The following is a 25,041-nucleotide window of genomic DNA, read 5'->3' on the forward strand; positions in this document are numbered from 1 at the left end:
GGATCGGTGCGAGCCGCGGCGATCGCGCGAGAAGCACCTGCCGAGAACCCGGCACCGAACCTGATGTCCCGTTCCGAACGCGCAATCCGCGGTCAACGGGAGATACTCCGTTACATGGCGTCGAGAGGATTGCGCGGTGGAGTGCCCACCCGAGATGTGGATCTGAAGGAGCTAATGCTCGAGGTCGCCGAGCACTTGGACTGTGGACGACTGTCGGCCTACCTCTTCGGATCTAGGAAAGACCAGACGGGAAGTGTTCGCTCAGATATCGACATTCTGCTCGTTTCTGACCGGAGGATCACCCAGGATCAGGCGGAATGGATCTGGCAGCTGGAGCCGTACCTAGACATATTTGTGGCCCGAAATGGCGTTGCTCAGAGCCTAGTTAATGAGTCGGAGTTGACCGCAGTCGATAACAACGAGCTTGTAGCGGTCTTGGGAGCGGTGCCGCTCCTTGTGAATGGCGATTGGCAGCCCGGCGCTGACTCCTTCGCTCAACAGCGCCTGCTCGCTCACCGCAGTCCCGCTGCGACCACCGCCCCGCGGTATGAGCTTTACGACGCCGTGCCAGCGGAGCGAGCAGATGTGCTGGTCGTCACCGCCCTCGCCGAAGAGATCGAGGCGGTTCTTCATGAACTTGATTGCGGCAGTGGGTCAGGTCCATCCCTGCGGGTCACCGTCAAGGACCGAGATGGCGAGGAGTGGCTCGTTCGGATCGTGAATATGGATGAGATGGGGTCCGTTGGATCAGCACTCAAGACTCGCGATGCCATCCTCCGCACGAAAGCGTTTCACGTCGTCCTCGTTGGCATCTGCGCGGGCGTCCCCGGGGAGGTTGAGCTGGAAGACGTTGTCATCCCCAAGACCGTCATCTACTACGAGTCAGCCAAGATCGCCGCAACAGGAGAACAACGTGGCGACCATTCACGCGAGTGCGACTCCGAGATAGTTCGACGTGCTGCGATCCACGCCGGTGGGTTGTCCTGCGATGGGATCACGCTCAGGGCCGACAATCGGGTCATGGCGTGCGGCGAGAAGGTTGTCGCCAACGAACAGTTCCGGATTGAACTGCAAGAGCGGCATCGAAAGCTAGCGGCGATAGACATGGAGTCGTATGGAGTTGTGCGAGCGGCGGAGTCTGCCGGGCGACGCGCCACAGTCATCAAGGGTGTCTGCGACATGGCCGATGAAGAGAAGGGGGACAAGCACCATCAACAAGCTGCCGTCGCAGCAGCCCGAGTGTTTTCCCACCTGCTCCGTCACGGAGTTTTAGGGACACAAGACCGTAGTCAGTGCTTTAGCGGCGCACGAGCTATAGCTACGCGTGGCCACGAGAGTTGCTTCCGGGGCGGCAACCGTGGCGGAAGAGCGCGTGCGCACGATGCCGAAACCGACCCGGGTCGTGCGACCGCGCGGTGTTAACGCGGACGGTGAACTTTTCAATCCCGCTGGCAAAATTTCTGACTCTGGTCGGGCGACGGCATTTTCGTGGTCCACGCGCTTGGCGACATCACCTGGGGTGACGCTCTGTCGTAACCCGTCAGCGCAAGCGGCGGAATGACGTATAGAGCGTCACCCCTCTATCTGATTCGCGGGGGAGACCATCCCCGTGCTGGGCAGGCCAAGGCGGCTTCGGGCGGGTCTCTCGGCCTCTGCGTCACCGGTGATTGACCCGCAAGCGTGGCCACTCACGCCTGCCACTCAGGACTGCGAGCTCCAAGGCAGCTGTCCATGCAACGGTGCACGGACAAATGTCGTTTTGGATCACTATTCTCGGAGCCATGACTTACGTGCCCTTCGACGCATCAGAGCACGAGGCCGTTGAGTGGAGGGTGCTCCGTCCTGGCGTCCCGTCGACGATGCGCCCTGCGCTGGTCACGTGGCTGTGGCGGAGCATCCAAGACAGGGGCTACATCTACCCTCAGCAACTGCACACATGGTCGAACGCTCTGGACATTCACTTCGGCTTGAATCCCGAGTACACCAACGTGCTGAACGAATCAGAGACGCGCAAGTTCCTCATGAAGCTGTCCGATCAGCACCTCTTACGCGTGGTCGACTACCGGCTTTTCGAGAGCCAGTACGGGGTCGACGACACAGGACTGTCGGCTGTTCTCGCAAACGGTCGATCTAAGTTCCGTGTCGTTAGACGTGACAATTCTTGGCGGTTGGCTGCTCGCGTCCCAGAAGGCGTGCAGGCGGCAGCGGAGTCGCTCATCGCTTCTGGAAGGCCTGCCGGGGAGCTGCTGGCGAGAGCCTGGAATCACGTCTACGAGTTGGAGCCGAACGATAGCGCTGCGTACGCATATGCAGTGCGAGCCGTTGAAACGGCCACATTCTCTGCCTTGGACATCAGCGATGCTGCGGCGACTTTGGGGAACTCCATCCGGGCGATCGAGAAGGCCGAAGCCCGCTGGCGTCTGCCATTCCTTCGCGAGCACTCCCAGTACCCCTCGAAAGAGTTGCTGTTGGGCACCCTCAAATCGCTATATAGGGGCCATAGGGACCGACACGGAAGCGAGGCCTACAGCGACGTCACCCACGAAGAGGCCGAAGGCGCAGTGCTACTGGCCGTGACTTTAGTGGGCTGGTTCGACCGGGGCCTTGTAGTAGAGCGCGATCCCGAAACGTTTGTCTAGGACTATGAGCGTCGGATGGGCGCGCGCTTCGCGGTGCACTGCGGAGGAGTGGACCGGTGCCATACGGACGAGTGGCGGCCCTGCTGGAACCGAAAGTAGGTCATGGGCCAAGCGCTCCGTGACCAGTTGTGTCTGTTCTGTGGGCCATGATCGGCGGTGTTCCATTTCGCGAAGATGAGGAAAGCCTGCGAGTGACTGAAGAGGACGAAGAGTTTCGGAGGGTCCGGTTCTTCGGCCCGAACGACTTAGCTACAGGCTGGTTCGTTCAGCGGGCGGTTGATCTCGCTGAACAGTTTGACCCCGAGAACGCACCGACGAGCACCGTCGACATCCTCGAGTTGCACAACGTTCAGCAGTACCTCGAACACGGCTACTTGCCGCTGGCCTACAACGAGGAGCAGCAAGCCCTGGCAAAGGCACGCATCCCGCAGATTCGAGGCGCGGTCGCGCGGTTCTTTTCGGACGTCGACGATTCGAATGTGGCGGCCGTGGTCGACGGCGCGGCCCGCGGGAGGTATGACTACCACGGCGACCTTCTCGAGCTTCTTGGTCGCAGCAGGGCGTACGAGCGCTGTACCGCCGCAACCATCCTGCCGGCCCTCTCGGCGGCGGGGGTGCATCTTGATGTCATCCTCCGGTGCAAGAAATTGGTTCAGGCGTACGACGCCGAGGTGCGCACCACGTTGCTGTCCTCACCTCAGGGTGCTGAACATTTGATGCGCAAGTATCTCCAGGAGGACGTGCCTAACGGCATCAACCTTCCGCGGAGTCTCACCGCCAACGACTGCCGAGCGCTCTTAGAGCAATACATCGACGGAGAGAGCGCCAATCCGAACTATGTCGGACTGATCGCGTCCGCCAAGGAGACGCCAGCGGCGGGGATCGACGCGCGCCTGAAGTTGCGCGCGAAGCGTCGTAGCAAGGAACTGAATGAAAAGTTCTTCGAAGGCAACGGCGGGATCAGGACTGGTTGCGAGGTGGGTATCGCCGATCAGGTTGAGCCGGCGACTGAAGAGCTTGATGAGTCGGACGGCTTGGTGTGCCGCTACAAGTACAGCCTTCGCTGGCTCGAGGAGACGTGCGATAACGCCAGCATCTTGAACAATTTCATTCATCTTTTCGGGTTCATCGACCGGAGCGGGTTTCTGGTCCTGCCGTCGTACCCCGCGAGACTCGGAGTGATGGAGCGTTTCATGGGGACGCCCGGACGGACGGAGTACCGGATCGGTGCCGTGTTCCGCATGACCGACATGAGTTCGCTACTCCAGACGCGCCTGTACCACCACTTCTTGGAGACCAAGGACATGGATCTGGAGCAGGTGGTTTCATGGTTCTTCGGGACATACCTCGTCGAAGAGTTCCAGGCCGAGAACTTCTCATTCACGCCATCTGGTGCCGGTACTTCTTACCTTCAGAAGGTGCGGCACCTCTTCGCGGAGATGGAGAGCGTCGCGAGCCAGTTCAGCCTCTTCGCGAAGGACGGTGAACTCGACCGCGACCTGCTCGCAATGGGTTCAGAACAGGTTCGATACAAGGCGATACCAAGCCTTCTCGGTGGCAAGTACCTTTACTCGACAGATTCCGACGAGATCGCGAGCGTCTTGAATCTGCTGTTCTCAGACCAGGCGTCCTTGAACTACATCAGTGAAGAGTTGCGAGACGACAACGGAGCAATGCTGCTGCTGAAAAACGAGGTCAGGTACGACGACTTCCACGACTACCAAAAGCCTGCCATTGACCATCTGATCGAGCTCGGGATAGTTGAGAACGATGGAACCAAGGTTCGACTCATCAACATCGAGCAGTTTCAAATCCTGTCTTCCCTCTTCCACACGCAGTGCGCAAACTACTTCCACCTCTCGGCCCGCGGCCGAGCCGTCGCCGACGCGATGGTCGCTAAGGGTTGGGTGCAACGAAGGTCGTCGCTGCTGTCGGAGGCCGAAGGAATGTACTTCAATTACTTCCTCAACGCGGTGGACTTCAGCAACGGGCCCGAACTGCGAAACAAGTACCTGCACGGGTCCCAGGTCAACGCTGATGGAGAAGACGCGCACTTTCACGCCTACATGACCGCGCTGCGGCTGACCGTAGCGCTGGTGATCAAGATAAACGACGACTTCTGTCTTGCTGCCGCTGAGGAATCCACATCACCGAGCGCACTGAGCTAGAAGTTATCCGCTCGGGAACCCGGAGCCGATCCGCCTCGGACTAATCGCCACACGTCATGTTGGACGGGATGTTGCGGGTTTCGTGCAGCCGGTGCTGGCCGAGATCACGTTGGCAGAGTCGCAGGGGACCCGAGTGAAGAATCCATGACCGATTGAGCAGCGAACCTCGTTCGGTCCTCCGCTGTCGGCCAGAGGTGTGCGTATGTGTTGAGCGTCGTGGTTGCCTTGGCGTGGCCGAGCGAGCGCTGAACGGTGACCACGTCGCACCCGGCCGCGATGAGCCCCGAGGCGTAGAAGTGGCGGAGGTCGTGGAGCTTGATCCCGCTCAGCCCCGCGGCCTTCAGCGTCTTGCGCCACCAGTAGCCGACCGTGTTCTGATGGGGCGGCTCGCCGTTCTCGCCGAAGAGCCAGCGTTCGTCGCCGACGGTGCCTACGTCGGCGACGTGGCGCGTCAGCAAGTCGACCATGCCCGGCGCGAGGTGCACGACTCGTTCTGACCCGTACTTTGGCGGACGGATATCGACGTCGGGCCCGCTGAGCCGCTGTACCTGTCGGGTGACCGAGAGCGTGGCGCTGTCGAAGTCGACGTCGCCCAGCTGCACGCCGGCAGCTTCGCCGAGTCGGAGACCGGTGAACGCGCAGAGCGCGATGAAGGTCCGGACCTCGTCGGTGGCGACGGCCACGAGCGTGCCGACTTCCTCGGGTGTGGGGATCGACATCGCGGCGTCGCTGCGACGGCGCCGGGGGAGTCGGATGCTGTCGGTGGGGTCCTGTCCGATGACACGATCTCGGACGGCGGCACGGAAGACCGAACGGACGTTGACGTATCGAGTCTTGACGGTGCCCGGAGCGAGACCGGCGGCGTCCATCGACTTGATCCAGACTTCGACGTCGGAGCGGCGGATGTGTCGCATCGGCTTCTCCGAGAACGGAACCGACCTCGCCGCGAGTGACATCGCGAGCACGGTGCCGGGTGCCCAGACTTGTCGTGCCGACCACTCGCCGAAGAACGCGGCGAAGGTGATCTGTCCGGCTCTCGGATCGGCGTAGGTGCCGGTGATGATTGCGGCGGCGATCTGGTCGAGCCACTGCTGCGCGTCGACCTTCCGCTCGAAGTGCCGCGTGTGCTCGCGGCCCGACTCGTCGCGGTACCGCCCACGCCACTTCCCGTTCGGTCGACGAGCGATGTTGCCGGCCATGGCTGCCTCCTCTAAGTGGTGTTGGTCGGATCGTCAGACCTGCCGACTGCGCGGCGCCAGGGTCAGTTGCCGTTCTGTGGACAACGGGACTGCTCGTCAAGCCAGTGGATGACGTCGCTGCGCCAGTAGCGGACGGACCGGCCGACACGGAATCCGTGCGGCCCCGTCCCGAGGTGGCGCCAGTACCGGACGGTCGCCACCGGGACGCGGACGAGGGTAGCGACCTCGGTGACCGACATCAGCTCGTCATCGGCGTGGGGCAGGGCGTGGGTGGCGGCGGGCGATGAGGTCTTCATGGCTACTCCTGAACTCGAATGATGAGGTCGTGCTTTCGATGGACGGAGAGTGACAGGGCAACATCACCGGATTCGTACCCCCTCGCTGCCTTTCGGAGGGGGTACGTAGGGGGTACGTCCCATATCGCTGCAGGTCAGAGCACGTCCCCCCGAAAGTTCTGAAAAGTTCGCTGGAATGCCCATAAGATGGGCTTATGACCCTGCTGGCCGAGTACGCATCTGCGCGCCGCGATGAGGACGTGGCCCGGCTTCGCCGCGCGATCGCGCTGCGGGCGATGGTGGCGGCCGGCTCGAGTCAGACGCAGATCGCCGAGTCGCTCGGAATCTCGCAGCCTGCGGTCAGCCAGCAGCTTCGACACGCACCGGACCTGGCTGGAGTTCATCCCCAGCTGCTTATCGAAGCTGCCGGTCCGGTCCTCCGAGCGCTTGCGGCCGAGCATGGATACGAGCGCCTCGCCGTATTCGGGTCGGTGGCTCGCGGTGACGCCCGCCCGAACTCCGACATCGACCTGCTGGTCGAGGCGCCCGAGGGCACGTCGACGTTCGGGTTCCTCCGGTTCAAGCAGCTGATCGAGCAGGTCCTCGGTCGTGAAACCGACCTCGTCTCCTACGGCGGCTTGAAGCCGATCGATGACGACATCCGCCGTGACGCGATGCTGCTCTGATGGAGACCAGCGCAGCGAAGGAGCTGCTCCACATCGAGGGCTGGTTGACGCGCGCCGACGAGATCGTCGCCCGCGGGCAAGACGCGTACGTGGCGGATGGCCTTCTGCAGGAAGCCGGGGACTCGCTCATGATGAAGCTTGGCGAGGCAGCCAAGCGACTGTCCGAGAAGGGCGTGCTCGCACCAGAAGGCGTCGAGTGGGCACTCGCCATCGCCAACCGGAACTTCCTCATCCACCAGTACGACGAGATCGACCGCGCGCTGACCTGGCCGACTCTGGCGGTCGATCTGCCGGCGTGGCGCACGTCGCTCGCGCCGCTGGTCGACGAAGCGCGGGCCGTCCTCGACGCCGAGTGACCTGACGGGGTTACCGCCCGATGCTCGGGCCACGGCCCGGCCCGGGGGATGGGTAGAACCTCTTGTGATCCTCGGGCCGCATTGAGTTGGCTGCCGGCAGGGGTCCGTAGCGCTCGATGTCGGCCAGCGCTTGGTCTCGTGCGGCGGCGGGCCCGAGGTCGGCGCGATCTCGGGCGAAGGCGGCAGTCCACTGGTCGCGAGCCTCGTTGACGGAGTCAGCGACGAGGTGCGCGGTGTTGCTGTGCCGGCCTCGCGTCATCGCGACGTAGGTGGCGGCAGCCCCACTGCTCTCGTCGAGTACGAAGTGGGCGCGGTCGACGGTGTCTCCCTGCGCACCGTGAACTGTCGTGGCGTAGGCGAGCTCGACGTGGTCGCGGACGTACGGCGTGGGGAGTGTTCGGGTGCCGCGCTCGTTCTGGACCTCGAGCTGACCCAGGCTGTTGCCGCCGATGACGGTCCAGGTGTCGCGGTTCGCCACGTCGAGGTCGCGGTCGTTACGGCGAGTGGCGACCCGGTCGCCGAGGTAGATCGGTCCGCTCGAACCGATGGCCAATGGCGGTGGACCACCCCCGGGCTGGTCCTGTCGGCGACGGTCCTGGATGGTGGCGTTGAGGGTGGAGACGTCGTCGAGCTTCGCGGCGATGACGGTCTCTCCGATGCTGCCAGATTCGGCCAGAGCCGCAGTGCGTTCGACGTCGCTCGGGTGGACAACGATGTTGCCGCGAGCCATCAGGGTGTCGAAGACGGTGCCGGGCTCCTCGCCAGTGCGCATGCGGAGGGTGAGGTCGCTGTAGGCCGGGTCTGAGAATCGGCGCACCGTCTCGAGGGAGACCGTCGACTCGGCTCGGGTCCAGCGAGCGGCATGGTCGAGGACGCCGCCGCGGCCGACGGCGGGCAACTGATGTCGGTCGCCCATGAACGCGACGCGCGCGTCTGACTCGTCGGCGATGATCATCAGCGCTCGCGCCGTGTCCTGGTCGAGCATTCCGGCTTCGTCGATCAGGAGCAGAGCACCGGGTCGGAGGCGGGCATAGCGCTCGGGTTGCCGAAGGTCAGGTCGGACGCGGAGCCAGTTGCCGTCGTCGTCCCATCGGAAGCCGTGCTGGTGGATGACCCAGGCTGCCGACATGGCGGCGACATCAGTCTCGACTCTCGCGACTTGAGCTGCCTTCAGCGTGGGCGTCACGACCAGGAACTGATTGCCTTGGCCTCGGATCACCTGCTCGGCGGCGGCCAAGGTCGTGGTCTTGCCGGCGCCTGCGGCTCCCTCGACCGTGATCAGTCGTCCGGTGCCAGCGAGTGTCGCGACGACCGCTCGCTGTTCGGCATCGAGTGGCTTCGTGGAGTCGGTGGCCGAGTCGGCCAACGGCTCTGCCGGCTTGGCCGACCTCGCGAGAAGTCGGTCCACAAGGTCGGACTCCGTCGCCAGCACGGCGTGCGAACTGAGGGAGCGGATGTGGCCGGGGATGTCGTCGCGGTCGAGCAGGGGTACGCAAGCGGTGACGGTGCGGGCGGTGAGGTCCTCGGCAAGTTCGCGGCGCACCTGAGGATCGACGACGACATCGGAAGCGGCGAGTATCCGCTCGATCTCTCCTCGGATGTCGGCGCTGTTCCAATTGGACCGTCGCGAGCCGAGCCGCTTCTGCACCAGGTCAACGACGGCGTCGCGGTTCAGTGACCCGATTGGCGTGGCGGGGTGTGACTCGTAGCCGAGTGTCGGGGGACGGAAGCCCATCTCGAACAGCTCCTGGGTCCAGCGCTGCGCGAGTTGTTCTCCGTTGCTAGGCACGACTTTGTCGGGTCGGGCCTCGGCCCACGCTCGGCGGTCCCACGTGCGGCGAAGGCGGGCGTCCGGCTCCTGGTGGCGGTGGTCTCGTCGCCATTCGGCTTCGTACCGGGCAACGTTGCGAGCGATCTGCTTCGCACGCTGACTGAAGGCTGATGCGTAGGGCGCGAGCTCGACGATCTCGCCGGAGGCGGGGTCCAGCGTGTACCCGTGTCTGGCGAGCTCGCGGCGAAACTCGGGATCGCATGCGACCGCTGCATGGCCGATGCCGTTGAGCGCTTCGATGGAGTCGACGACGCCGGCGGAGTGGAGGCCTCGCCATCGGCCTTGAGCAAGGACGCGCGCGTTGATCTGCACATGAAGGTGGCGGTGCGGGTCGCCGGCGCGGGACGTGAAGTGGCGGATGACTGCGGCATCGATCTGGTCGACCGGCACCTGAACCTGACGTCCCCGAGGGCCGATCCTGGTGGTGGCGTTGGCGGCGAGCCAACGGACGATCTCTTTCGCGGCTCGGTCCTGAGCGCGGTCGTAGGCGCCGCTGATCTCGGGGTGGATCGACGCCGCGACCGACCACGTCTTCGGTCCGTTGACGACGACTTCCACGAAGCGTAAGCCGTGACCATCGGTCCGGAGCCGTCCCTTCGGTTTTCCCTCGCCGTCCAGACCAGCGACCCACGCCTCGTAGGCGTCGCCGTCCAAGGTTTCCCCGTCGGCCACGCCAGGCGCGAGGTCAGGTCGCTCCGAGTCGGGGTTGGTCGCCACGAGCAGGACGGCGACGCCAGTTCCCTCAGCGAGGTAGTAGTCGTCAGCGCGTGAATGATCGGCCTCGACGTAGGCGCGGGCGGCCTTCGGCGCTCCGCGGTAGAACTTCACCCCACCGTGCACTTGCCCACCCCCGACGTATCGGCGGCGACGAGACGGCCCACCAACGGCGGTGGACCGGCCTACGGAGATCCGTAGCATGCGTGCCGCTTGATAGGGCAAGGCCCTGAAGTGCGGGCTGGGTGGTCAGGAGGTCAGGTGTTATCGGGAAAAGTGCAATCGAGAAGCGAAGGTGTTGGGGGTCAAGAGCGTGGCCGGGCGCGCGGTTAGTTGCCGCTGCGAGCCGCAAAGTCGCTGCCGTACGGGCGGGAGCCTATGAATGCAAAAGGACCGCGACAGAGGCGACCGCGCAAGTTCGCTCGGCCGCATCCACAGAGGATGTTCCGAAGTGGAGTTGTCCACAAGTACTTCCGGCGCAAGGACAGTTGTAGGGGCGGCGACCTAGCGTTGCGAAATGTCCTACACGTCGCAAGTGCTCATCGGCGACCAACCTCGCGAGCGACTCCTGCGTCTTGGGGCTGGTGCGCTGAGCGACGCCGAGCTTGTCGCCCTCGTCGCCAGTATCAAAGCGCCGGGACGCGGCGACGTTGCTTTGGGACACAAGCTGACTCTCGAGTGCGGCGGGCTCCGCGGCCTGGCTGCAGCGTTTCCTGAGGATCTGACACGAATAGCGGGAATCGACACGACAGGAGCGGCGCGCCTGATCGCTGCCTTCGAGCTGGCGGCCCGAGCTACGACTGCTCCGGCCAACCGCGTCGTGGACTCCGCAGCCGCAATCGCTGAGGTGGTCTCACCGGTGCTCGCCCGCGAGCGACGGGAAAAGGTCGTGGTCGTCGCGACCGACGCGGCCAACCGCGTGCTCCGCATTGTGCCCGTTGCGACCGGCGGATTGGATTGGAGCCCGTTGCCGGTCCGAGAGGTGCTCCAAGCGGTGCTGCGTTACGACGGCCGAGCGTTCGCCCTTGCCCACAACCATCCGTCCGGCGATCCGACCCCGAGCGTCCAGGACTGCGAGGCTAGTGAGGCAGTACGGCGGGCTGCTGATGCCGTCGGGCTCCGGTTCTTGGACCACCTGGTCGTCGCAGGCAGTTCCTGGCGCGCTGTCAGGTGAGCCTCGCGAACATCTGATTCCTTGCAGCAGGCAGCAACGACTGACTGATGCGTTCGGCATTCTGCTTCAGTTCCAGCGCCCGGCTCGCTAGATCCAATCGGTTTGCAATCTCGTGCTGTCGATCCCGCGACGGCATCGGCACAGAAAGCTCGAGAAAGGCACTCGGGGAGACACGCTTTTGCCGTGCGCCGACGCCAGACGTGGCGCTGCGGAGCTGAGCGACAAACGATTCGGCGATTACGCAGTACCGCAGAAACCGCGGATCGGCGTCATCTCTTAACTCGAAGACCGGAAACTCGGGAGATACAGAAGTTCCTTCGAAGTCCTTCGCCACCACGGCTACGGCACCCTCAAAGGCACCGAATTTGCTGTAAATGAGGTCGTTCTCAGCTAGGGATGTAAAAGTTTTGTACTTGGTGTCAGTACCTCTCAACCGGCCTCGTGGAAGCAGCCCTCGTCCGAAGCTATACACACCTGCGATGTCGTAGGTGGCATCGCGCTCGATCGGTTCCCCAGCCTTTGGTCGGAGAATTTTCCTGAGTTGGGTGGTCGGGTAGGTGTCTCCGAACGTGAGGAGTTCCACCAAGCGGCGCCAACTGCGCTCGAATCCGATGACTTGCTCCGCGTGATGACTCGCTGCGCTGACCTGATCAAGGATGGTGGCAATGTGGTGTTGGTCAGAAGGGTCTGGCAACGGCATTAGGAGACGTTCGAACTGATCAGGATTTATTCGCTGTCGACGCTGCCCCATGCCGGTTGTTGCGTCCGCCATTTGCTTGGCGAATCCCTCCCATCCGATTACGTGACGAAGGTAGTTGCGGTCGATCTCGGCTGAAAGCGAGTACGTCGGGAACTCCGCCGAGACAAACGCCCCATCTGCCCATGGCGGGACGACCGCGATCGCCCCCTCCCAGCCGAACAGTTTGCTGTACACAAGGTCGCCGCTAGCAAGAGCAAAAAGGGATGCGTACTTGGTCTGGGCGCCGCTCAGTTCTGGCTTGGTGAAAAGGCCACGGGCGCGATTGCGCAGGCCCACATTTCGATACGTCACGTCCGGACGGACGTTCACAGCTCGACTAACACGACTTGCCACGTCGCCTACGCGGACTTGCCGCACCGTCACAGTTTGAAACTTCCGAGTTCAACTCGGAGTTCCCGCAGCAAGTCCAATACCTGCTCCTCCACGGCGATGAGCTCCTGGACCAGTTCCTCAGGTGAGCGATGGGCCAGGTCGTCGGCACGATGCGGATTGCGGACATCAAGGTTGTAGCCATCCGTAGCGAGCGTCTTCGAGTCGACCTTCCAGGCGTGCTCGTTCTCGACCCGACTGACTCGATCAGGGCCACCCCACCAAGCCTGGACATCGGTGAAGTCCTCGTAGCGCAGCGGCTTCGTCTTGGTGTAGTTCTTCCGCCCCTCCGGGAGCGGTTGCTCGTAGAACCAGATGTCCTTCGTGGGCCCGCCGTGCTCGAAGAAGAGGATGTTCGAGGGAATGAGTGTGTACGGCGCGAAGACGCCATTCGGCAGGCGCACGACCGTGTGCAGATTGAAGTCGGTGAGCAGCTTCTTCTTGATCCGTGCCGGTGCGCCCTCGTTGGCGAAGAGGACCCCGTTGGGGACGACGATCCCGCAGCGGCCCTTCTTCTTCTCCAGGCGCGCCATGACAACCTGGAGAAACAGCCAGGCCGTCTCTGCCGTCCTTGAGTCGGCAGGAAAGTTCTCCAGGCTGCTGCTCTCCTCCTCACCTCCAAACGGCGGGTTGGTCAAAACGACGTCGACGCCGGCCTTTCTCTGGTCTGACAGCGGAAAGGTCAGTGAGTTCGTGCGGGTGACGTTGGGCTGCTCCACCTCGTGCAGGAGCAGATTCATCTGGCAAAGCAGGTAGGGCAGGGGCTTCTTTTCGAAGCCGGTGATCGAACTTTTGGCCTCTGCGATCTCTTTAGCGGACTGCGCCTGAGCGCGGAGGTGCTCGTAGGCCTCGACGAGAAAACCTCCTGTGCCGACGGCCGGATCGAGGACTGTCTCGCCTAGGCGCGGATCGACCTGCTCGACCATCAGACGGATCACGGGTCGCGGTGTGTAGAACTCGCCCGAGTCGCCGGCTGCGTCCCGCATGTCCCGCAGCATGGACTCGTACAGGTGGGCCATAGTGTGGATGTCGTCGGCCGACGTGAAGTGCACCTTGTCGATCTGATCGATCAGATCACCGAGCAGGTAACCGGACAGCATCCGGTTGTTGGTTTCCTTAAATACCGTTGCGAGCGTGGCCCGAGCGTCACCCACCTCGCCGGAACTTCCAAGTCCGCCCAGGCCCGGAAGCAGGGTGCCGTTTACCCACGCAATCAGTGCATCGCCCTGCTTGCGCTTCGTTGGATCCGCTGCCCACACGCTCCAGCGGAGATCCTCCGGAAGCGCCGGCTGGTAGCCGGGATCAACGATCATCCGGTTCTGCTCTAGGTCATCGAAAGCTTTGAGGAAGAGCAGCCAGGACAGCTGCGGGAGCCTGTCCAGGTCGCCGTTCAAGCCGGCATCCTTTCGCATGATGTCCCGGCTGGTCTTAATGACCGACGCAAGACGTGCCTGCGGGGTCTGGTCAACGGCCAAGTTGGCACGGGTCACTGCTGATTCTCCTCAGTGGTAGTGGCCTCGGCGTAGAGCCGTTCGGCGGTGGTTCGTGCGGCCGGGTAGGCAATGTCCAGGTCGAGCTCGGCGGCCATTGCTACGAAGTCGTTGGCCCAGGACGCGGGGAATTCCGGGAGCAGTTTTGGGGGCAGCGTGCCGTCCCGCACCCGCCAGACCAAACGAAGGCGACCGGGGAGGTCAGGGTGCGGCAGGAGGCCGGCTTCCACGAGAAGTACAACGTCGACCAGATCCTTGACGCGGCTGCTTGGTCGACCGCCGGCGTACGTGCGCGCCATCGCGTGAAACTTTTCCGCGGTGTGCTGGGCGATGTCTACCGCCGGCATTGTGGTGCTGCTTAGACGCTCGCCAAGTATTGGGGGATGCACCTCGACCCCGCTCACGGCCCCCGAGATCTCCGCGCTCCGCGCGACTACGTCGAGGCGCAACTCCGCAAAGATCTTGCCGCCGAGGAACGAGGTGACGGTGAACTTCCAGCCGGGGTTGCCGACCTCGTCCGGTGTGAGCGGTTTCGGCGCTGAAACCTTGAAAGTCAGTTCGTCATCGGCGTCGACGTCAAGCGCGTCGAGCATCCGGTCCTGCACTTCGGAACCGTCGAGGTCTTCGAGTACTGCGAGATCCAGATCTTTTGTTGCTCGCGCCCGAAGGCCGAGCCGCACCTCGAGGGCGAAGCCTCCCTTCAGTACCCAGCCGTCGGTGGAGGACAATCGAACTAGGATCCGTTGAAAGACGAAGTGGCGACGGACGCGGTCGGGAGCGACCTGTCGTTCGGCAGCCACGTTGGCCAGACGGTGGTTGATGCTGTCGCGCAGGGCACGGTCGACGTTCATGCGGTGGTCGTCCCGAGTGCTCGTTCTATACGTAGGGCCGCCCGGTCGCCCGCCTCGTCGGCGCGGATACGTAGACGACGTGCGGTCGTTAGCCCCTGGTCGAGCGCGGCAGACACGGCAGCCTCTAGTTGCTCCTGCGTGGTTCCTGCACATGCGAGGTCGAGCAAGGTGCGCAGTGGCGTAGTGACATGCCACGCTCCCTGGTCGAGGACGTCGGTAGCAGGGAGGTCACATACGTGGGTCACGACCGCCGGATCCACGGCCCGGAATCCGAAGGGGACGGACAGGTGTATGTGACGGGGGTCGAGTTCGCCAAGGTCGTGGACCAGAGCGGCCGAGTCGTAGGACACGACGCCACGGCCCTGGCTCCATAGTGTCCAGCGCACCCACTGATCCTCGGGAGCGGAAGGCCAGTCAGGTAGTCGGAAAAGGCCGCGGTCGACCCGAGTCCAGTTGCCACTGTCAGCGTGGTACTTCTGCGCCTGATAGCTGTAACCAAGCTTAAGCGCCTGGGCTGCTGTGAAGTAACCGAACTGGCTGAAGGCTAGGCGCTGCACCGCAAGCCGCAGGTCCTGTCGTGTTCCGGCCACGATGTCAGTCTATCAGTACCCGAGATCAATGATAACTATAGTTTGACGCGAGGGGAGTTAGTCGAAGTGAAACTCACGCTGAGTACAGCCAGCCCTGGAGGTCGCCAACAGCCTGGCGCCAGCCGTCGGCGCCGCCGAAGTGCCGTGCCGCCTCGACTGGTGATCCAAAGTTACTCAGCGGCGGCACCTGAAAGGCATAGATGTGGGTCATCTCCTCCACGCCGTACTCCTCATAGCGGTCGAGGAGCGCGGAGATGATCTGGCGCGCAGTCGGTACCAGTGCCTCGATGTCACTCGCGTGGTCTTCGCGCACCAATCGAGCGCGTTCCGCCCTTGTTCGTTGCGGAACGTTCCAGGCCGCGTGCGCGAGGACGTCGAAGGGGTCAGTCTCGGACGCAAGCTCGAGGCGCCTCGACATGTCTTCAATGGACACGCCGCGCGAGGCGAGACCCTCTTCCAGAACAGCACGTAGCTGTGGGTCAGCCCAACGCGCGCGAAGGTCATCGATGGTCGGGCACAACACTCGCACCTGGCCAGCGAGATAGTCGGCGTACTCCACTAGGCGGAGGGCACCCGTACTCGTGTCGGCCACGTAGTAGGCCTCGGCGGTGACGGAGACTTCGGCGCCGTCAACGTAGAACTTCCTAGCCGGAGGCTGTTCTATCTCTCCTCCGGACTGAGTTCGGTCGAAAGGGGGCTCGGGCTCGCTGAGCGACGGCGCGTCGAGCGCGACGTCAGCAAGTTCACCCTCGGCGATCTCGCCGGACGCGTCGATGTGCTCGGTTTGGATCCGCACCGGCTCACCGTCGAAACCCGGATCGGAGAAAAGGACCGACGCGCCGACGTAGTCCACGATTTCGAAGGAGTATTTATCGTTCTCGGGGTACAAGCGTGAACCTCGGCCGATGATCTGCTTGAACTCCACCATCGAGCCGATAGGACGGAACAGGACGACGTATTTCAGATCCTGTACGTCGATACCGGTAGATAGCATGCGCGATGTCGTGGCGACGACCGGTGACGCCGACTCCGGGTCGCTGAAACGGTCGAGTTGGCGTCGACCAGTTTCGCCCTCGGCGCTGACGATCCGGACTACCCAGAACGGATCGGCGGCGACCTCCGTCGGATTGTGCGAGACCATGGCTTGTCGCATCTGTTCAGCATGTTCGGAGTCGACGCAAAAGATGACGGCACGCCCTGGGCGATCGCGGAAGATCTGACTGAGGTGCCGAGCCGCCGCATCCGTTCGGCGCAGGAGCGATACGAGGCGCTCGAAGTCACGGGTTGTGTAGAGGCCATCGGGGATGTCCCGGCCGAATGTGTCAACCTCGCCGGGCTCCGGCCGCCAGCCCTCGGCGTCCGGGGCCAGGACGACACGCCGCACGGCGTACGGCGCAAGGTAACCGTCCTCGATGCCCTGACGGAGGGAGTACTCGAACACCGGTTCGCCGAAGTAGTCATACGTGTCGACGTTCTCATCCCGCTTCGGCGTTGCGGTCAGCCCCAAGTGCACGGCGGAGGTGAAGCGGTCGAGAACGGCCCGCCAAGACGACCCGGGCACGGAGCCTCGGTGGCACTCATCAACGATGACCAAGTCGAAGAAATCCGGCGGGTAACCCTCGAAGGTCGACTCAGCGTCGTTGCTGTTCTTCAGAGACTGATAGGTGGCGAAGTAAAACTCCCGGCCCATTATTGCGTGCCCCTGGACGCGCGTCGCGCCCTCACCGAACACCGGCCGGAAGTAGCCGTCGAGGGGCTGCTTGATAAGCGCGTCTCGGTCCGCAACGTAGAGGACTCGTCGAGGTCGCTCGGAGTCGAGAGCTCGCCAATAGGAGAGAAGTTTCCAGCACAGTTGAAGTGCGGTCAGGGTTTTCCCCGAACCTGTGGCCATTAGCACTAGCACCCGGGTGTGGCCGGCAAGGACAGTGCGTAGGACGCGGTTGATGGCGACCACTTGGTAGTAGCGCAACTGTCGAATGGATCCATCGGCATTCGTCAAGCTTTGTGAAAGTGGCTGAGCTAGTGCCGCCCGCGCCTCGCCGTCCAAATGGTGATGGCGCGCGTAGCGATCCCAAAGCTCGGGCGGGGTTGGGAAGGCGTCAAGGTGTCGCTCGGCCCCCGTCGAGAGGTCGCGCTCGATGATGGCGTGACCGTCCGAGGCGATTGCAGTCGGGACGTCGAGGGCAACGGCGTACTCGATGGCTTGCTGGAGGCCCTGTCCGGGACTCGAATATTCACGCTTGGCTTCGACAACGCCGATTGGCAGGCCGGGCACGACCTCAAGCAGATAGTCGACACGGCCATCGCCGCCGAGAGTCGTGTTGGTGGCAAGATCCGAGCGAACCACGTACTCGGTTCGGAAACTGTTGTCCCAACCAGACTCGACGAGCCGCGGGACGACGAAGTCACGGCACGTATCCCGCTCGTTCCGCCCCGTCATGTTCTGAGGCTAGACGAACGAGGGGTTGAGTGAGTCTTTATGTTGTCTCTGGGCTTCCCCAGGGAATGGGACGCCTGCTAGCCCAGAGCCAACGTCCTTATCCGCCGGTTCGATGGCTTCGGTCAAAAAGCTTCTGATCTCGGTTGGCAAAGAGTGCTGCCTTCGGGCCTACGCTGCGCTGACTTCGGTGACGGTTACTCCGGAGACACCAGCGCCACCCTTCGACAGCTTCCAGGTGCGTCCGTCATACGTCTCGATGTACCAAGCGTGACTGCCCCGGCCGGCGCCGGTCTGATAATCGATTCGGATGTCTTCGGGTGTCGCGCCGGGGACCTTCTCTTCCCAAGCTTCGATTCGTTCCATTGGGACAGCCCTCCGAGCGGAGATGGCGCGACCGGAGTGCACGAACCAACGTTCGCCGGACGATTCGCTGTACACGAACCACCCGAGGTTCCCGCGCCTTGGGGGCCTAGTCGTCTTCTTGCGCCAGATCAATTTGGCCCAATCAAGTTTCGCTCCACGTGCCCGCAGTTCGGCTACCAGTGCTTCTTCCTTCACAGGACGGTCTGCGTCTAGGTCCGCGTCCGGACTTTCGTCATTCGTCGAATCTGCTTCGATCGTCTGCTCATGTAGCTCGGCAAGAACGCGAGCATTCTCGAGTGTGAGATCCGAGACCTCTTGGAGCACCTGCGCCTGAGTCGTCGACTGCTTGTTCTGGCGGCACGCGATTAGAAGCGCTATGCAGACTCCGAACGCGCTTACGACTACTCCTGCGATGGAGAAGATCAGCGAAGTCAGATTCATGGTCGAAGTGTGGCATCAACTCGTCGACGTGGTGGAGGCATCTCCGGCGTCTTGGTACCCCTCCGCGCCGGGGATTCCTTGTACGCCTTCTAGCCCGAGTGAAGACCTTGACGCGGTTGGGTACCGGCGTCTCAGGACTGGGGTTCGACGATTCCAGCGGCGAGACGTCTCGAGGATGTTTTCGGGCGGCGCCTGACTCAGATGGCCGAAACTGATATCGAAGAGCGCGTTCGGTGGAGTGGGAAGGCTCGACGAAAGTGCTCCGTGACTGCCACGCTTTGCTTAGTGTTTGCCCATGGCTTGGGAGATCGCTGCGGGAATAGCCGCCTTCGTCTTGTTGGCGGCTGGCTTGGCGCTGATCGGTCTCGCCGCCTGGATTGTCATCCAGCGTCATCAAAAGGTGGCGTTGACGAGTCGTGCGTTAGCCGAAGCAGCGGTTCTTGGCCGGGCATCGCAACAGATGCTGTCCTACGCCCCTCCGATCTCGGTCGCACTACAGGACCGAGTCTCTTCGAAGGCGAAGCTTGATCGGTACGACCTAGAAGGATTGCTTCGCGCTCATCTGGAGGTCGTGGGCCCGCAAGTGCAGGCTTTGGTGAGGCAACAACTCAAAGATGTCGACACCTTCACCCGATACGACATCGAGTTCGGTCGCGTGGGTTCACGCTTCCTCGGCCACTCGTCAGCGGACGGGGTTCCGCAGGACACGTATGTCCGCATCGAGGCGAGGAAGTTCCGCAAGCAGCGACTTCGAGAGCCGCGATGCCAGGCTCGCGTCCGATGCGCGGTCAGCTACACCAGCCCGCAGGGCCGGAACTCATACCAACGAACGATGGAGTGGGACTTTCACGGACTCGTACGGGTCCTTCGGGAGGTCGAGCAGCAGTCGGTCCTCAAGGCGACCGAGACGTACCGTCGGAAGCTTGAACGCAGCCGCATGACGACCGCACTTCGGTTCGAGATTCTCCAAAGAGACGGCCGAAGGTGCCGAGCTTGCGGAGCTTCCGCCGCTGGTGGCGCGTCTCTCCATGTGGATCACATCGTGCCTATCGCCAAGGGGGGCGCGACCGTAAGGGACAACCTTCACACCCTGTGCGATGCCTGCAACCTCGGCAAAGGTGTGCGTAGCTGGTGATGGAGGTTCTCGGGGATCAACAGTCAGTGTGAGCACTTTCGCTGTCTCGTGCGCCGGAGCGTGAGCCGTCGACGGGTTCCCGTATTACTTTGTGTCGCCAACAGCGAAATGCGACTGGAGATCCAGAACTAGATGGTCGTCTACTCTCAACCACCTCGCGACGAGGCCGAGTTCCAGACAATGACCGGAACGTCTGGCGCAAGGCAAGTAAGCGGCCGGCAAGAACCTCGCCCAGCTAATCGAAGGGCTCCGAAGTTCCGGTCACATCGATGCGAGGTTTTTCGCTTAGGCGGATGCATTGCGGTTGGCGGGCAACTCTGCGGCGCACGACGTCGAGCGGCGCGCAGATCCTGATGATGTGCGGGACATGATCCACCTGGCGGAAGCGATCCTGGACTATGTCTACGTGATTCAAGATCGGTACGAGCGCTCTTAGCAGCGACGTCAGAATCTTGCGGAGGCCGACAGCAGCCATGCTGAATGGTAGCCCGATCGGAGCCTTGGCGGATAGCACTCCGCCTGTCCGAGCGGTCCGCAAACGGTCCGCAAAACGCCCGGAAGTGGCCCTAAACAGTCCGCACTGACCAACTAGTAGAAGTGGGTGTTTCCGCAGGTCAGAGGCACTTTTCAACGGTTTCCAACGACATTCAGAAACCTCAAATCTCGTTCCGCTTCAACGTCTGACTTGAAGCGATCGTGGCGCTCCCTGGTCTGATCCGGTCAGGCAGGCACGTTCGCCGTCAGCGCGATGATCGATCCCTTCCGCATCGGGCGACGGGCCTCCTCGATCGTGCCCGCGGGCGGACCGCTGGGAACGGCAGCGGCATGGGAAAGCACGAAGAGTTCTCGAACCGTGACTCGTCGGCGCGACAGTGGGAACATCACTTCCGTGAACCTCGGCAACACCGACTGGCCCTCGGTCGTCATCGCATCGATCGCGCTCGTCGTGTCGATCGTGGCGCTGGCCCGCACGATCCGGCGCGACCGGTCCGCCCAGGCGCAGCAGATCTCGGCATGGGTCTCGTACCACGAGCCCGACGAGCTGTTCGTGTCGTCGTCGCGCGCCGGGGCGCCGTGCCTGATCGTCGCGAACCAGAGCAGCCAGCCCATCTATGACTGGCACGTCGAGTACTACTACCGCAGTGACCTGATCGGACGAACCCGGGTGCGCGCGACCGTGCCCGGCGGTGGTCGTGACGTCGTGACGCTGAACGGGGAGACGCAGGCCGCGTTTCGCGCGCGCCAGGGCGAGGACCGCGGCGAGCCCGACCGGGCGTTCAGCGACATCGTCGCTGCCGTCGCGTTCCGGGACGCGAGCGGCAAACGGTGGAAGCGCGACGCGGTGGGCACCTTGGCCCGCGATCGGTCCTAGCTGCGACAGCGGTAGGCGGGTCGAGCAGGTCAGCGATGGGGAGGACGGCAGTCGCCAGCTGGCCGCGTGGACACGACGGACCATGCGCGATGGTTCAACCGGACCATTTCCGTGAGTGGCCTGTGGCAGGTCGCAGGGGGTGATCCGCCGTCGCCCTAGCCTCGACTGACCTAGCCACTTCGGGGAGGAACCTCCATGCCCGCCACGCCACCGCCCGTCGGCGCCACGCCTCCGCCGTTCCCTCAGGCGCCGCCCAGCTCGCACGCGTCGCCGACGCCCGAGAAGAACACGGTGGGTCTCATCGCCCTCGTCCTGTCAATCATCGGCTTGGTGTTCGCCTGCATCCCCGGTGTGCTGATCGTCGGCTGGGTCCTCCTGCCGATCGCCTTCATCCTGGCGATCGTGTCGCTGTTCGCGAAGGGAAAGAAGGGCCTGGGCATCGCGGCACTCGCCATCTCGGTCGTGGGGACCGTGGTCGGCGTCATCGTGTTCTTCGCGGTGGCCGTCGACGCGGTCGACACGGCGATGGAGGGGAGGACCTCCGTGTCCACCTCCGACGGCGAGACGATCTCGTCGGACGACACGGACGCGGTGGGCGGCAGCCGCGACAACCCCCTCCCGATCGGCGCCACGATCGAGAACGACGACTGGACGCTCACGATCAACAGCGTGAATCTCGACGCGAACAGCCAGGTGGAGCAGGCGAGCTCGTTCAACGAGCCTGCGCCGGACGGCACGACCTACATCCTCGTGAACTGCACGGTGACCTACACCGGCGATGCGCCGGACGGCGACACCCCCTGGTCGAGCGTCGACTACGTCACCGCGGCCGGGAACACGATCAGCGCGTACGACCTGTTCGTCGATGTCCCCGACGAGATCGACACCACGTCGACCCTGTACTCGGGCGCCTCGGTCTCGGGCAACATCGGACTTGCCGTCCCGGTCGACACGGTGGCGCAAGGGACGCTCGCGGTCGGCCTCGACCTGGACTCGGCCACCGCCTTCTTCGCCGTGCAGTGACCGTCGCGCTTCGTCGTCAGCGTGAGGCGGCAGAGGCCGGGTCGGTGCTGAGCACGCGCACCGCGAGGGCCGTCGTCGCCTCCTGGCCGAGGAAGCTCACGACCGTGTTCACGCGGTGGGTGTCGAGGGGGAGCAGGCCGGGTGTGCCGGGGACGTCGGGGGTGAGGCCGAGGTCGAGATGGTCGTGGCCCTGCATGACCCGGATGTTGAAGTCGTATCGCTCGCGCGCGCCTGGCGCGGTCAGTCGCTTGACGATGGTGGCGCCCATCCGCCGCGCTCCGACCTCCATCGCCCACGAGTCCAGCGTGGCGATCACGGCGCGACCCTCCTGGGCGTCGACGTCGGCCCAGACGGCCGACATGGGACCCACCTGGGTGAGGAGGATCGCCGCAGTCTTCTCGCCGATGCCGTCGACGCCGGGCAGGTTGTCGCTGGCGTCGCCGCGCAGGGCGGCGAAGTCGAGGTAGCGGTCGGCCGCGACGCCGTAGAGGGCGATGAGCCGCGCGGGGTTGAGCATGGGAGATCCACTGATGCCGCCGTTGATCAACCGCAGCACCTGGGTGTGGTCGCTGATGTGGGCGAACGCGTCACGGTCGGACGTGATGATGACGCAGTCCCAGTCGTTGTCGCGGGCCCACGTGGCGGCCGAGGCGCTGACGTCGTCGGCCTCCAGGCCCGGGGGAGTGAGCGTGGCGAGGCCTAGCGCGTCGAGCATCGCGCCCGCCCGGTCGAGCTGCTCGACGAGCTGCGCGTCCTTCTCGGTCCGCCCCGCCTTGTAGTCGGGGTAGAAGTCGCGGCGTACCGATGCGGTGCGGTCGTCGAGTCCGAAGATCACGGCGTCGGGTGCGAATCCGTCGATCGCCTCGAGGATCTGGCGCAGCATCCCGTGCAGAGCCCAGGCGGGGCGCCCCGACCGGTCGACGATGCGGGTGTGGGCCCGGGCGTGGTGGTTGCGGTGCAGCAGCGACGGCGCGTCCACCACGAGCAGCAGCCGGCGCGGGCGATCTTCAGGAGCAGGCATGGGCGTGCGCCATCCTACGGTCCTGCGGGCGGCCCTCAGTCCTTCAACCACGGCTTCGCCGCGGCGACGAGCTTGCGTCGCTTGGCGTCGTCGAAGCCGTCCCACTGGCGCACCATCATGGTGCTGCGCGGGTTCGACTCGAACACGCCGCGGTGGTCGCGCACGAAGGTCCAGAACAGTCCGTCCCACACGTCGGTCCAGTCGCCCGTGGGCAGGTCCGACATCTTCTTGAGATAGCTGCTGGCCGACACGTAGGGCTTGGTCGTGATGGCCGAGCCGGACGCGTACTGGCTCATCGCGTAGACGTTCGGCACCATGACCCAGTCGTAGGCGTCGACGAACATCGCCATGAACCACGCGTAGATCTCGTCCGGGTCCACGCGCAGCAGGCACAGGGCGTTGCCGAGCACCATGAGCCGCTCGATGTGGTGGGCGTAGCCGGTGTCGAGCACGCGGCGCAGCACGGTGTCGACGGGCTCGAGCCCGGTCTCGGCGGTCCACCAGCCGGGCGGCAGCTCGCGGTAGTGGTCGAGCGCGTTGGTGGTGCGCAGCTTCCGTCCGCGCGAGACGTAGCTGCCGCGCATGTACTCGCGCCACCCGATGAGCTGGCGCACGAACCCCTCGTACGACGCGATCGGCACCGCGTTGCGCTCGGCGTGACGGATGACCCGGTCCAGCACGTCGGCCGGGTCGAGCAGGCCGACGTTGAGCGCCGGCGTGAGCGTCGCGTGGAAGACGAAGCCGTGCTCGGTCGAGATCGCGTCCTCGTAGGGGCCGAACTCGTGGAAACGCTGCTCGAGGAACTCCTCCAGCATCTCGCCAGCCTGCTCGCGGGTGACGGCCCACGCGAACTGGCCGGGGTCGCCGGGCGCGTCGGGGAAGCGGTCGCGCACGAAGTCGATCGCCTCCTGCGTGACCTCGTCGGGCTCGGGACGCGTCGTGGCCGGGACAGGATGCTTCTTCGGCAGCTTCTTGCGGTTCTCGGCGTCGAACGACCACTGCCCCCCGACCGGCTCCCCGTCGTCGACGAGCACCTCGAGCCGCCGACGCTGCCAGGAGTAGAAGTGCGCCATACGGGTGCGCTTGCCCTTGAACTGCTCGGCGACTTCCTCGGCCGACGTCAGGAAGTTGGGCGTCGGCAGCACCTCGACCTCGACACCCGCGTCTGCCGCAGCCCCGCGCAGGTCACGTTCGAGCCAGTCGTCGACGACGTCGTGCCAGGTGACCACGTCAGCACCCTCGAGCATCCGCGTGAGCCCGAGCCGGCTGCTGGAGCGGCCGTCGGTGCGCACCCACTCGACCGTGGTGCCGGCATCCGCGAGCTCGCGCGCGTGGTGCTCCATCGACGCGCGGTGCAGCACGAGCTTGTGGGCGTGGAAGGGGTACTGCCGGAACAGCAGGTCGTGCTCGACCAGCACGAAGGCGTCGGCCCCGACCTCGAGGTTCTGCGCGAACAGCTGGTGGGGGAGCACGAGGTGGACGCGGCGCACACCTCATCCCACCACCGCTGCGCGGCGGCCGCCTCTCGGTCAGTCGGCGCAGACGTCATCGACCAGCGCTGCCACAGCAGTGTCGTCGAGGTCGTCCTCGAAGAAGTGGCTCCGCGGTGCTGGACAGGTCCGATGGACAGGTCAGGTCCGCCGCGGTGTGCTCGCGCAGACGTGGCGTCGACGTCCAGGACGCGGTTGACGCGCCGCGGGAAGATAGGACCTGCTGCAGTGGGTTTCTCTGGTGAGTTCTCGTCTGGTCCAAGGGAGGTGCTGATCTGATGTCGTGGAAAGCGATGGTGGGTGAGCAGGTGATCGCTGAGAGCGATGTGACCATTTCGCTCGAAGGGAACCGGTACTTTCCTGTGGAATCGGTCGCCCCTGGAGTGCTGACACCGTCTCGGATGAAGACTCTGTGTTTCTGGAAAGGCGTGGCCAGCTACTACACGCTCAGCACCGAGATGGGTACTCGTAAGAACGCAGCGTGGACGTATCGTCATCCGTCGCCACTCGCGAGGCGTATCAAGGGCCACGTGGCCTTCTGGCCCGGGGACGTGCTCGTCCTTGAGTCGGGGCCGGCGGAATCCGAGCTGCAACCTGATCGGTGAGCGAGTGTGCGTCTACCGACCAGTCCTGACCAAGGGCCGTCGCGGTCGT

The 25,041-nt window shown here is 64.0% G+C and carries 21 protein-coding genes; 10 read left to right on the top strand and 11 right to left on the bottom strand.

All coding sequences use genetic code 11. The features are described 5' to 3' along the window. Positions 1–156 precede the first annotated feature (156 nt). The 3 genes from V6S66_RS05530 to V6S66_RS05540 all read left to right on the top strand — a co-directional run bounded on the left by V6S66_RS05530 (position 157) and on the right by V6S66_RS05540 (position 4,807). Positions 157–1,422 carry a phosphorylase family protein gene (locus tag V6S66_RS05530; protein ID WP_334205748.1) on the top strand — a complete coding sequence of 422 codons (1,266 nt, stop codon included), beginning with the start codon at positions 157–159 and terminating at the stop codon, positions 1,420–1,422. Positions 1,423–1,781: 359 nt separating this feature from the next. Next, positions 1,782–2,639, top strand: a complete 858-nt coding sequence (locus V6S66_RS05535) for a hypothetical protein (RefSeq protein ID WP_334205749.1) — start codon at positions 1,782–1,784, stop codon at positions 2,637–2,639. A gap of 191 nt (positions 2,640–2,830) precedes the next feature. Then, on the top strand, positions 2,831–4,807 hold the full coding sequence (locus tag V6S66_RS05540) for a hypothetical protein (protein WP_334205750.1): 1,977 nt from the start codon (positions 2,831–2,833) through the stop codon (positions 4,805–4,807). 104 nt (positions 4,808–4,911) lie between these two features. Here the strand turns inward: V6S66_RS05540 and V6S66_RS05545 are convergent, their stop codons facing one another. Continuing rightward, on the bottom strand, positions 4,912–6,006 hold the full coding sequence (locus tag V6S66_RS05545) for a tyrosine-type recombinase/integrase (protein WP_334205751.1): 1,095 nt from the start codon (positions 6,004–6,006) through the stop codon (positions 4,912–4,914). A gap of 62 nt (positions 6,007–6,068) precedes the next feature. Continuing rightward, positions 6,069–6,302 (bottom strand): helix-turn-helix transcriptional regulator, encoded by a 234-nt coding sequence (locus V6S66_RS05550; RefSeq protein WP_334205752.1) that lies wholly within the window; start codon positions 6,300–6,302, stop codon positions 6,069–6,071. A gap of 194 nt (positions 6,303–6,496) precedes the next feature. On the opposite strand from V6S66_RS05550, the gene V6S66_RS05555 reads away from it, so the two are divergent. Continuing rightward, positions 6,497–6,967 carry a nucleotidyltransferase domain-containing protein gene (locus V6S66_RS05555; protein WP_334205753.1) on the top strand — a complete coding sequence of 157 codons (471 nt, stop codon included), beginning with the start codon at positions 6,497–6,499 and terminating at the stop codon, positions 6,965–6,967. After that, the gene (locus V6S66_RS05560) at positions 6,967–7,323 is read left to right on the top strand and encodes a HepT-like ribonuclease domain-containing protein (RefSeq protein ID WP_334205754.1); all 357 of its coding nucleotides are present in this window, start codon (positions 6,967–6,969) and stop codon (positions 7,321–7,323) included. The genes V6S66_RS05555 and V6S66_RS05560 overlap by 1 nt, the downstream gene beginning before the upstream one ends. Before the next feature lie 10 nt (positions 7,324–7,333). Here V6S66_RS05560 and mobF read toward each other — a convergent pair whose 3' ends face one another. Beyond that, positions 7,334–9,994: a MobF family relaxase gene (gene mobF / locus V6S66_RS05565; RefSeq protein ID WP_334205755.1), complete on the bottom strand. Its 2,661-nt coding sequence runs from the start codon at positions 9,992–9,994 to the stop codon at positions 7,334–7,336. Between the two features lie 391 nt (positions 9,995–10,385). Here mobF and V6S66_RS05570 point away from each other — a divergent pair, with 391 nt between their 5' ends. Further along, positions 10,386–11,042, top strand: coding sequence for a JAB domain-containing protein (locus V6S66_RS05570; RefSeq protein WP_334205756.1), 657 nt, complete (start codon positions 10,386–10,388; stop codon positions 11,040–11,042). Here the strand turns inward: V6S66_RS05570 and V6S66_RS05575 are convergent. The 6 genes from V6S66_RS05575 to V6S66_RS05600 all read right to left on the bottom strand — a co-directional run bounded on the left by V6S66_RS05575 (position 11,035) and on the right by V6S66_RS05600 (position 18,346). Next, the gene (locus tag V6S66_RS05575) at positions 11,035–12,111 is read right to left on the bottom strand and encodes a hypothetical protein (protein ID WP_334205757.1); all 1,077 of its coding nucleotides are present in this window, start codon (positions 12,109–12,111) and stop codon (positions 11,035–11,037) included. The two genes, V6S66_RS05570 and V6S66_RS05575, sit on opposite strands and share 8 nt — an antisense overlap. Positions 12,112–12,161: 50 nt before the next feature. Continuing rightward, positions 12,162–13,661, bottom strand: a complete 1,500-nt coding sequence (locus V6S66_RS05580; protein ID WP_334205758.1) for a class I SAM-dependent DNA methyltransferase — start codon at positions 13,659–13,661, stop codon at positions 12,162–12,164. Then, the gene (locus tag V6S66_RS05585; protein WP_334205759.1) at positions 13,658–14,512 is read right to left on the bottom strand and encodes a nucleotidyl transferase AbiEii/AbiGii toxin family protein; all 855 of its coding nucleotides are present in this window, start codon (positions 14,510–14,512) and stop codon (positions 13,658–13,660) included. The genes V6S66_RS05580 and V6S66_RS05585 overlap by 4 nt, the downstream gene beginning before the upstream one ends. After that, positions 14,509–15,102 carry a type IV toxin-antitoxin system AbiEi family antitoxin domain-containing protein gene (locus tag V6S66_RS05590; protein WP_334205760.1) on the bottom strand — a complete coding sequence of 198 codons (594 nt, stop codon included), beginning with the start codon at positions 15,100–15,102 and terminating at the stop codon, positions 14,509–14,511. Before V6S66_RS05590 ends, V6S66_RS05585 begins: the two co-directional genes overlap by 4 nt. A 73-nt stretch (positions 15,103–15,175) precedes the next feature. Then, the gene (hsdR, locus tag V6S66_RS05595) at positions 15,176–17,542 is read right to left on the bottom strand and encodes an EcoAI/FtnUII family type I restriction enzme subunit R (protein ID WP_334205761.1); all 2,367 of its coding nucleotides are present in this window, start codon (positions 17,540–17,542) and stop codon (positions 15,176–15,178) included. Positions 17,543–17,710: 168 nt separating this feature from the next. Then, positions 17,711–18,346 (bottom strand): hypothetical protein, encoded by a 636-nt coding sequence (locus tag V6S66_RS05600; RefSeq protein WP_334205762.1) that lies wholly within the window; start codon positions 18,344–18,346, stop codon positions 17,711–17,713. Between the two features lie 295 nt (positions 18,347–18,641). Between V6S66_RS05600 and V6S66_RS05605 the strand changes: the two genes are divergently transcribed. The 3 genes from V6S66_RS05605 (at position 18,642) to V6S66_RS05615 (ending at position 21,876) form a co-directional block, all read left to right on the top strand. Further along, a complete protein-coding gene (locus tag V6S66_RS05605) occupies positions 18,642–19,481 on the top strand; it encodes an HNH endonuclease (protein ID WP_334205763.1) in 840 nt (279 codons plus the stop codon). An 889-nt stretch (positions 19,482–20,370) separates the two neighbouring features. After that, entirely contained in the window at positions 20,371–20,853 is a 483-nt protein-coding gene (locus tag V6S66_RS05610; RefSeq protein WP_334205764.1) for a hypothetical protein, read from the top strand. Positions 20,854–21,048: 195 nt separating this feature from the next. After that, positions 21,049–21,876, top strand: coding sequence for a hypothetical protein (locus V6S66_RS05615; protein WP_334205765.1), 828 nt, complete (start codon positions 21,049–21,051; stop codon positions 21,874–21,876). Positions 21,877–21,892: 16 nt separating this feature from the next. Here the strand turns inward: V6S66_RS05615 and V6S66_RS05620 are convergent, their stop codons facing one another. Continuing rightward, entirely contained in the window at positions 21,893–22,897 is a 1,005-nt protein-coding gene (locus tag V6S66_RS05620) for a 5'-3' exonuclease (protein WP_334205766.1), read from the bottom strand. A gap of 35 nt (positions 22,898–22,932) precedes the next feature. Further along, on the bottom strand, positions 22,933–24,387 hold the full coding sequence (locus V6S66_RS05625; protein ID WP_334205767.1) for a cryptochrome/photolyase family protein: 1,455 nt from the start codon (positions 24,385–24,387) through the stop codon (positions 22,933–22,935). 278 nt (positions 24,388–24,665) lie between these two features. Here V6S66_RS05625 and V6S66_RS05630 point away from each other — a divergent pair, with 278 nt between their 5' ends. Beyond that, entirely contained in the window at positions 24,666–24,992 is a 327-nt protein-coding gene (locus V6S66_RS05630; RefSeq protein WP_334205768.1) for a DUF427 domain-containing protein, read from the top strand. Positions 24,993–25,041: the final 49 nt, after the last annotated feature.

The organism is Aeromicrobium sp. Sec7.5 (assembly GCF_036867135.1).
GTDB lineage: Bacteria > Actinomycetota > Actinomycetes > Propionibacteriales > Nocardioidaceae > Aeromicrobium.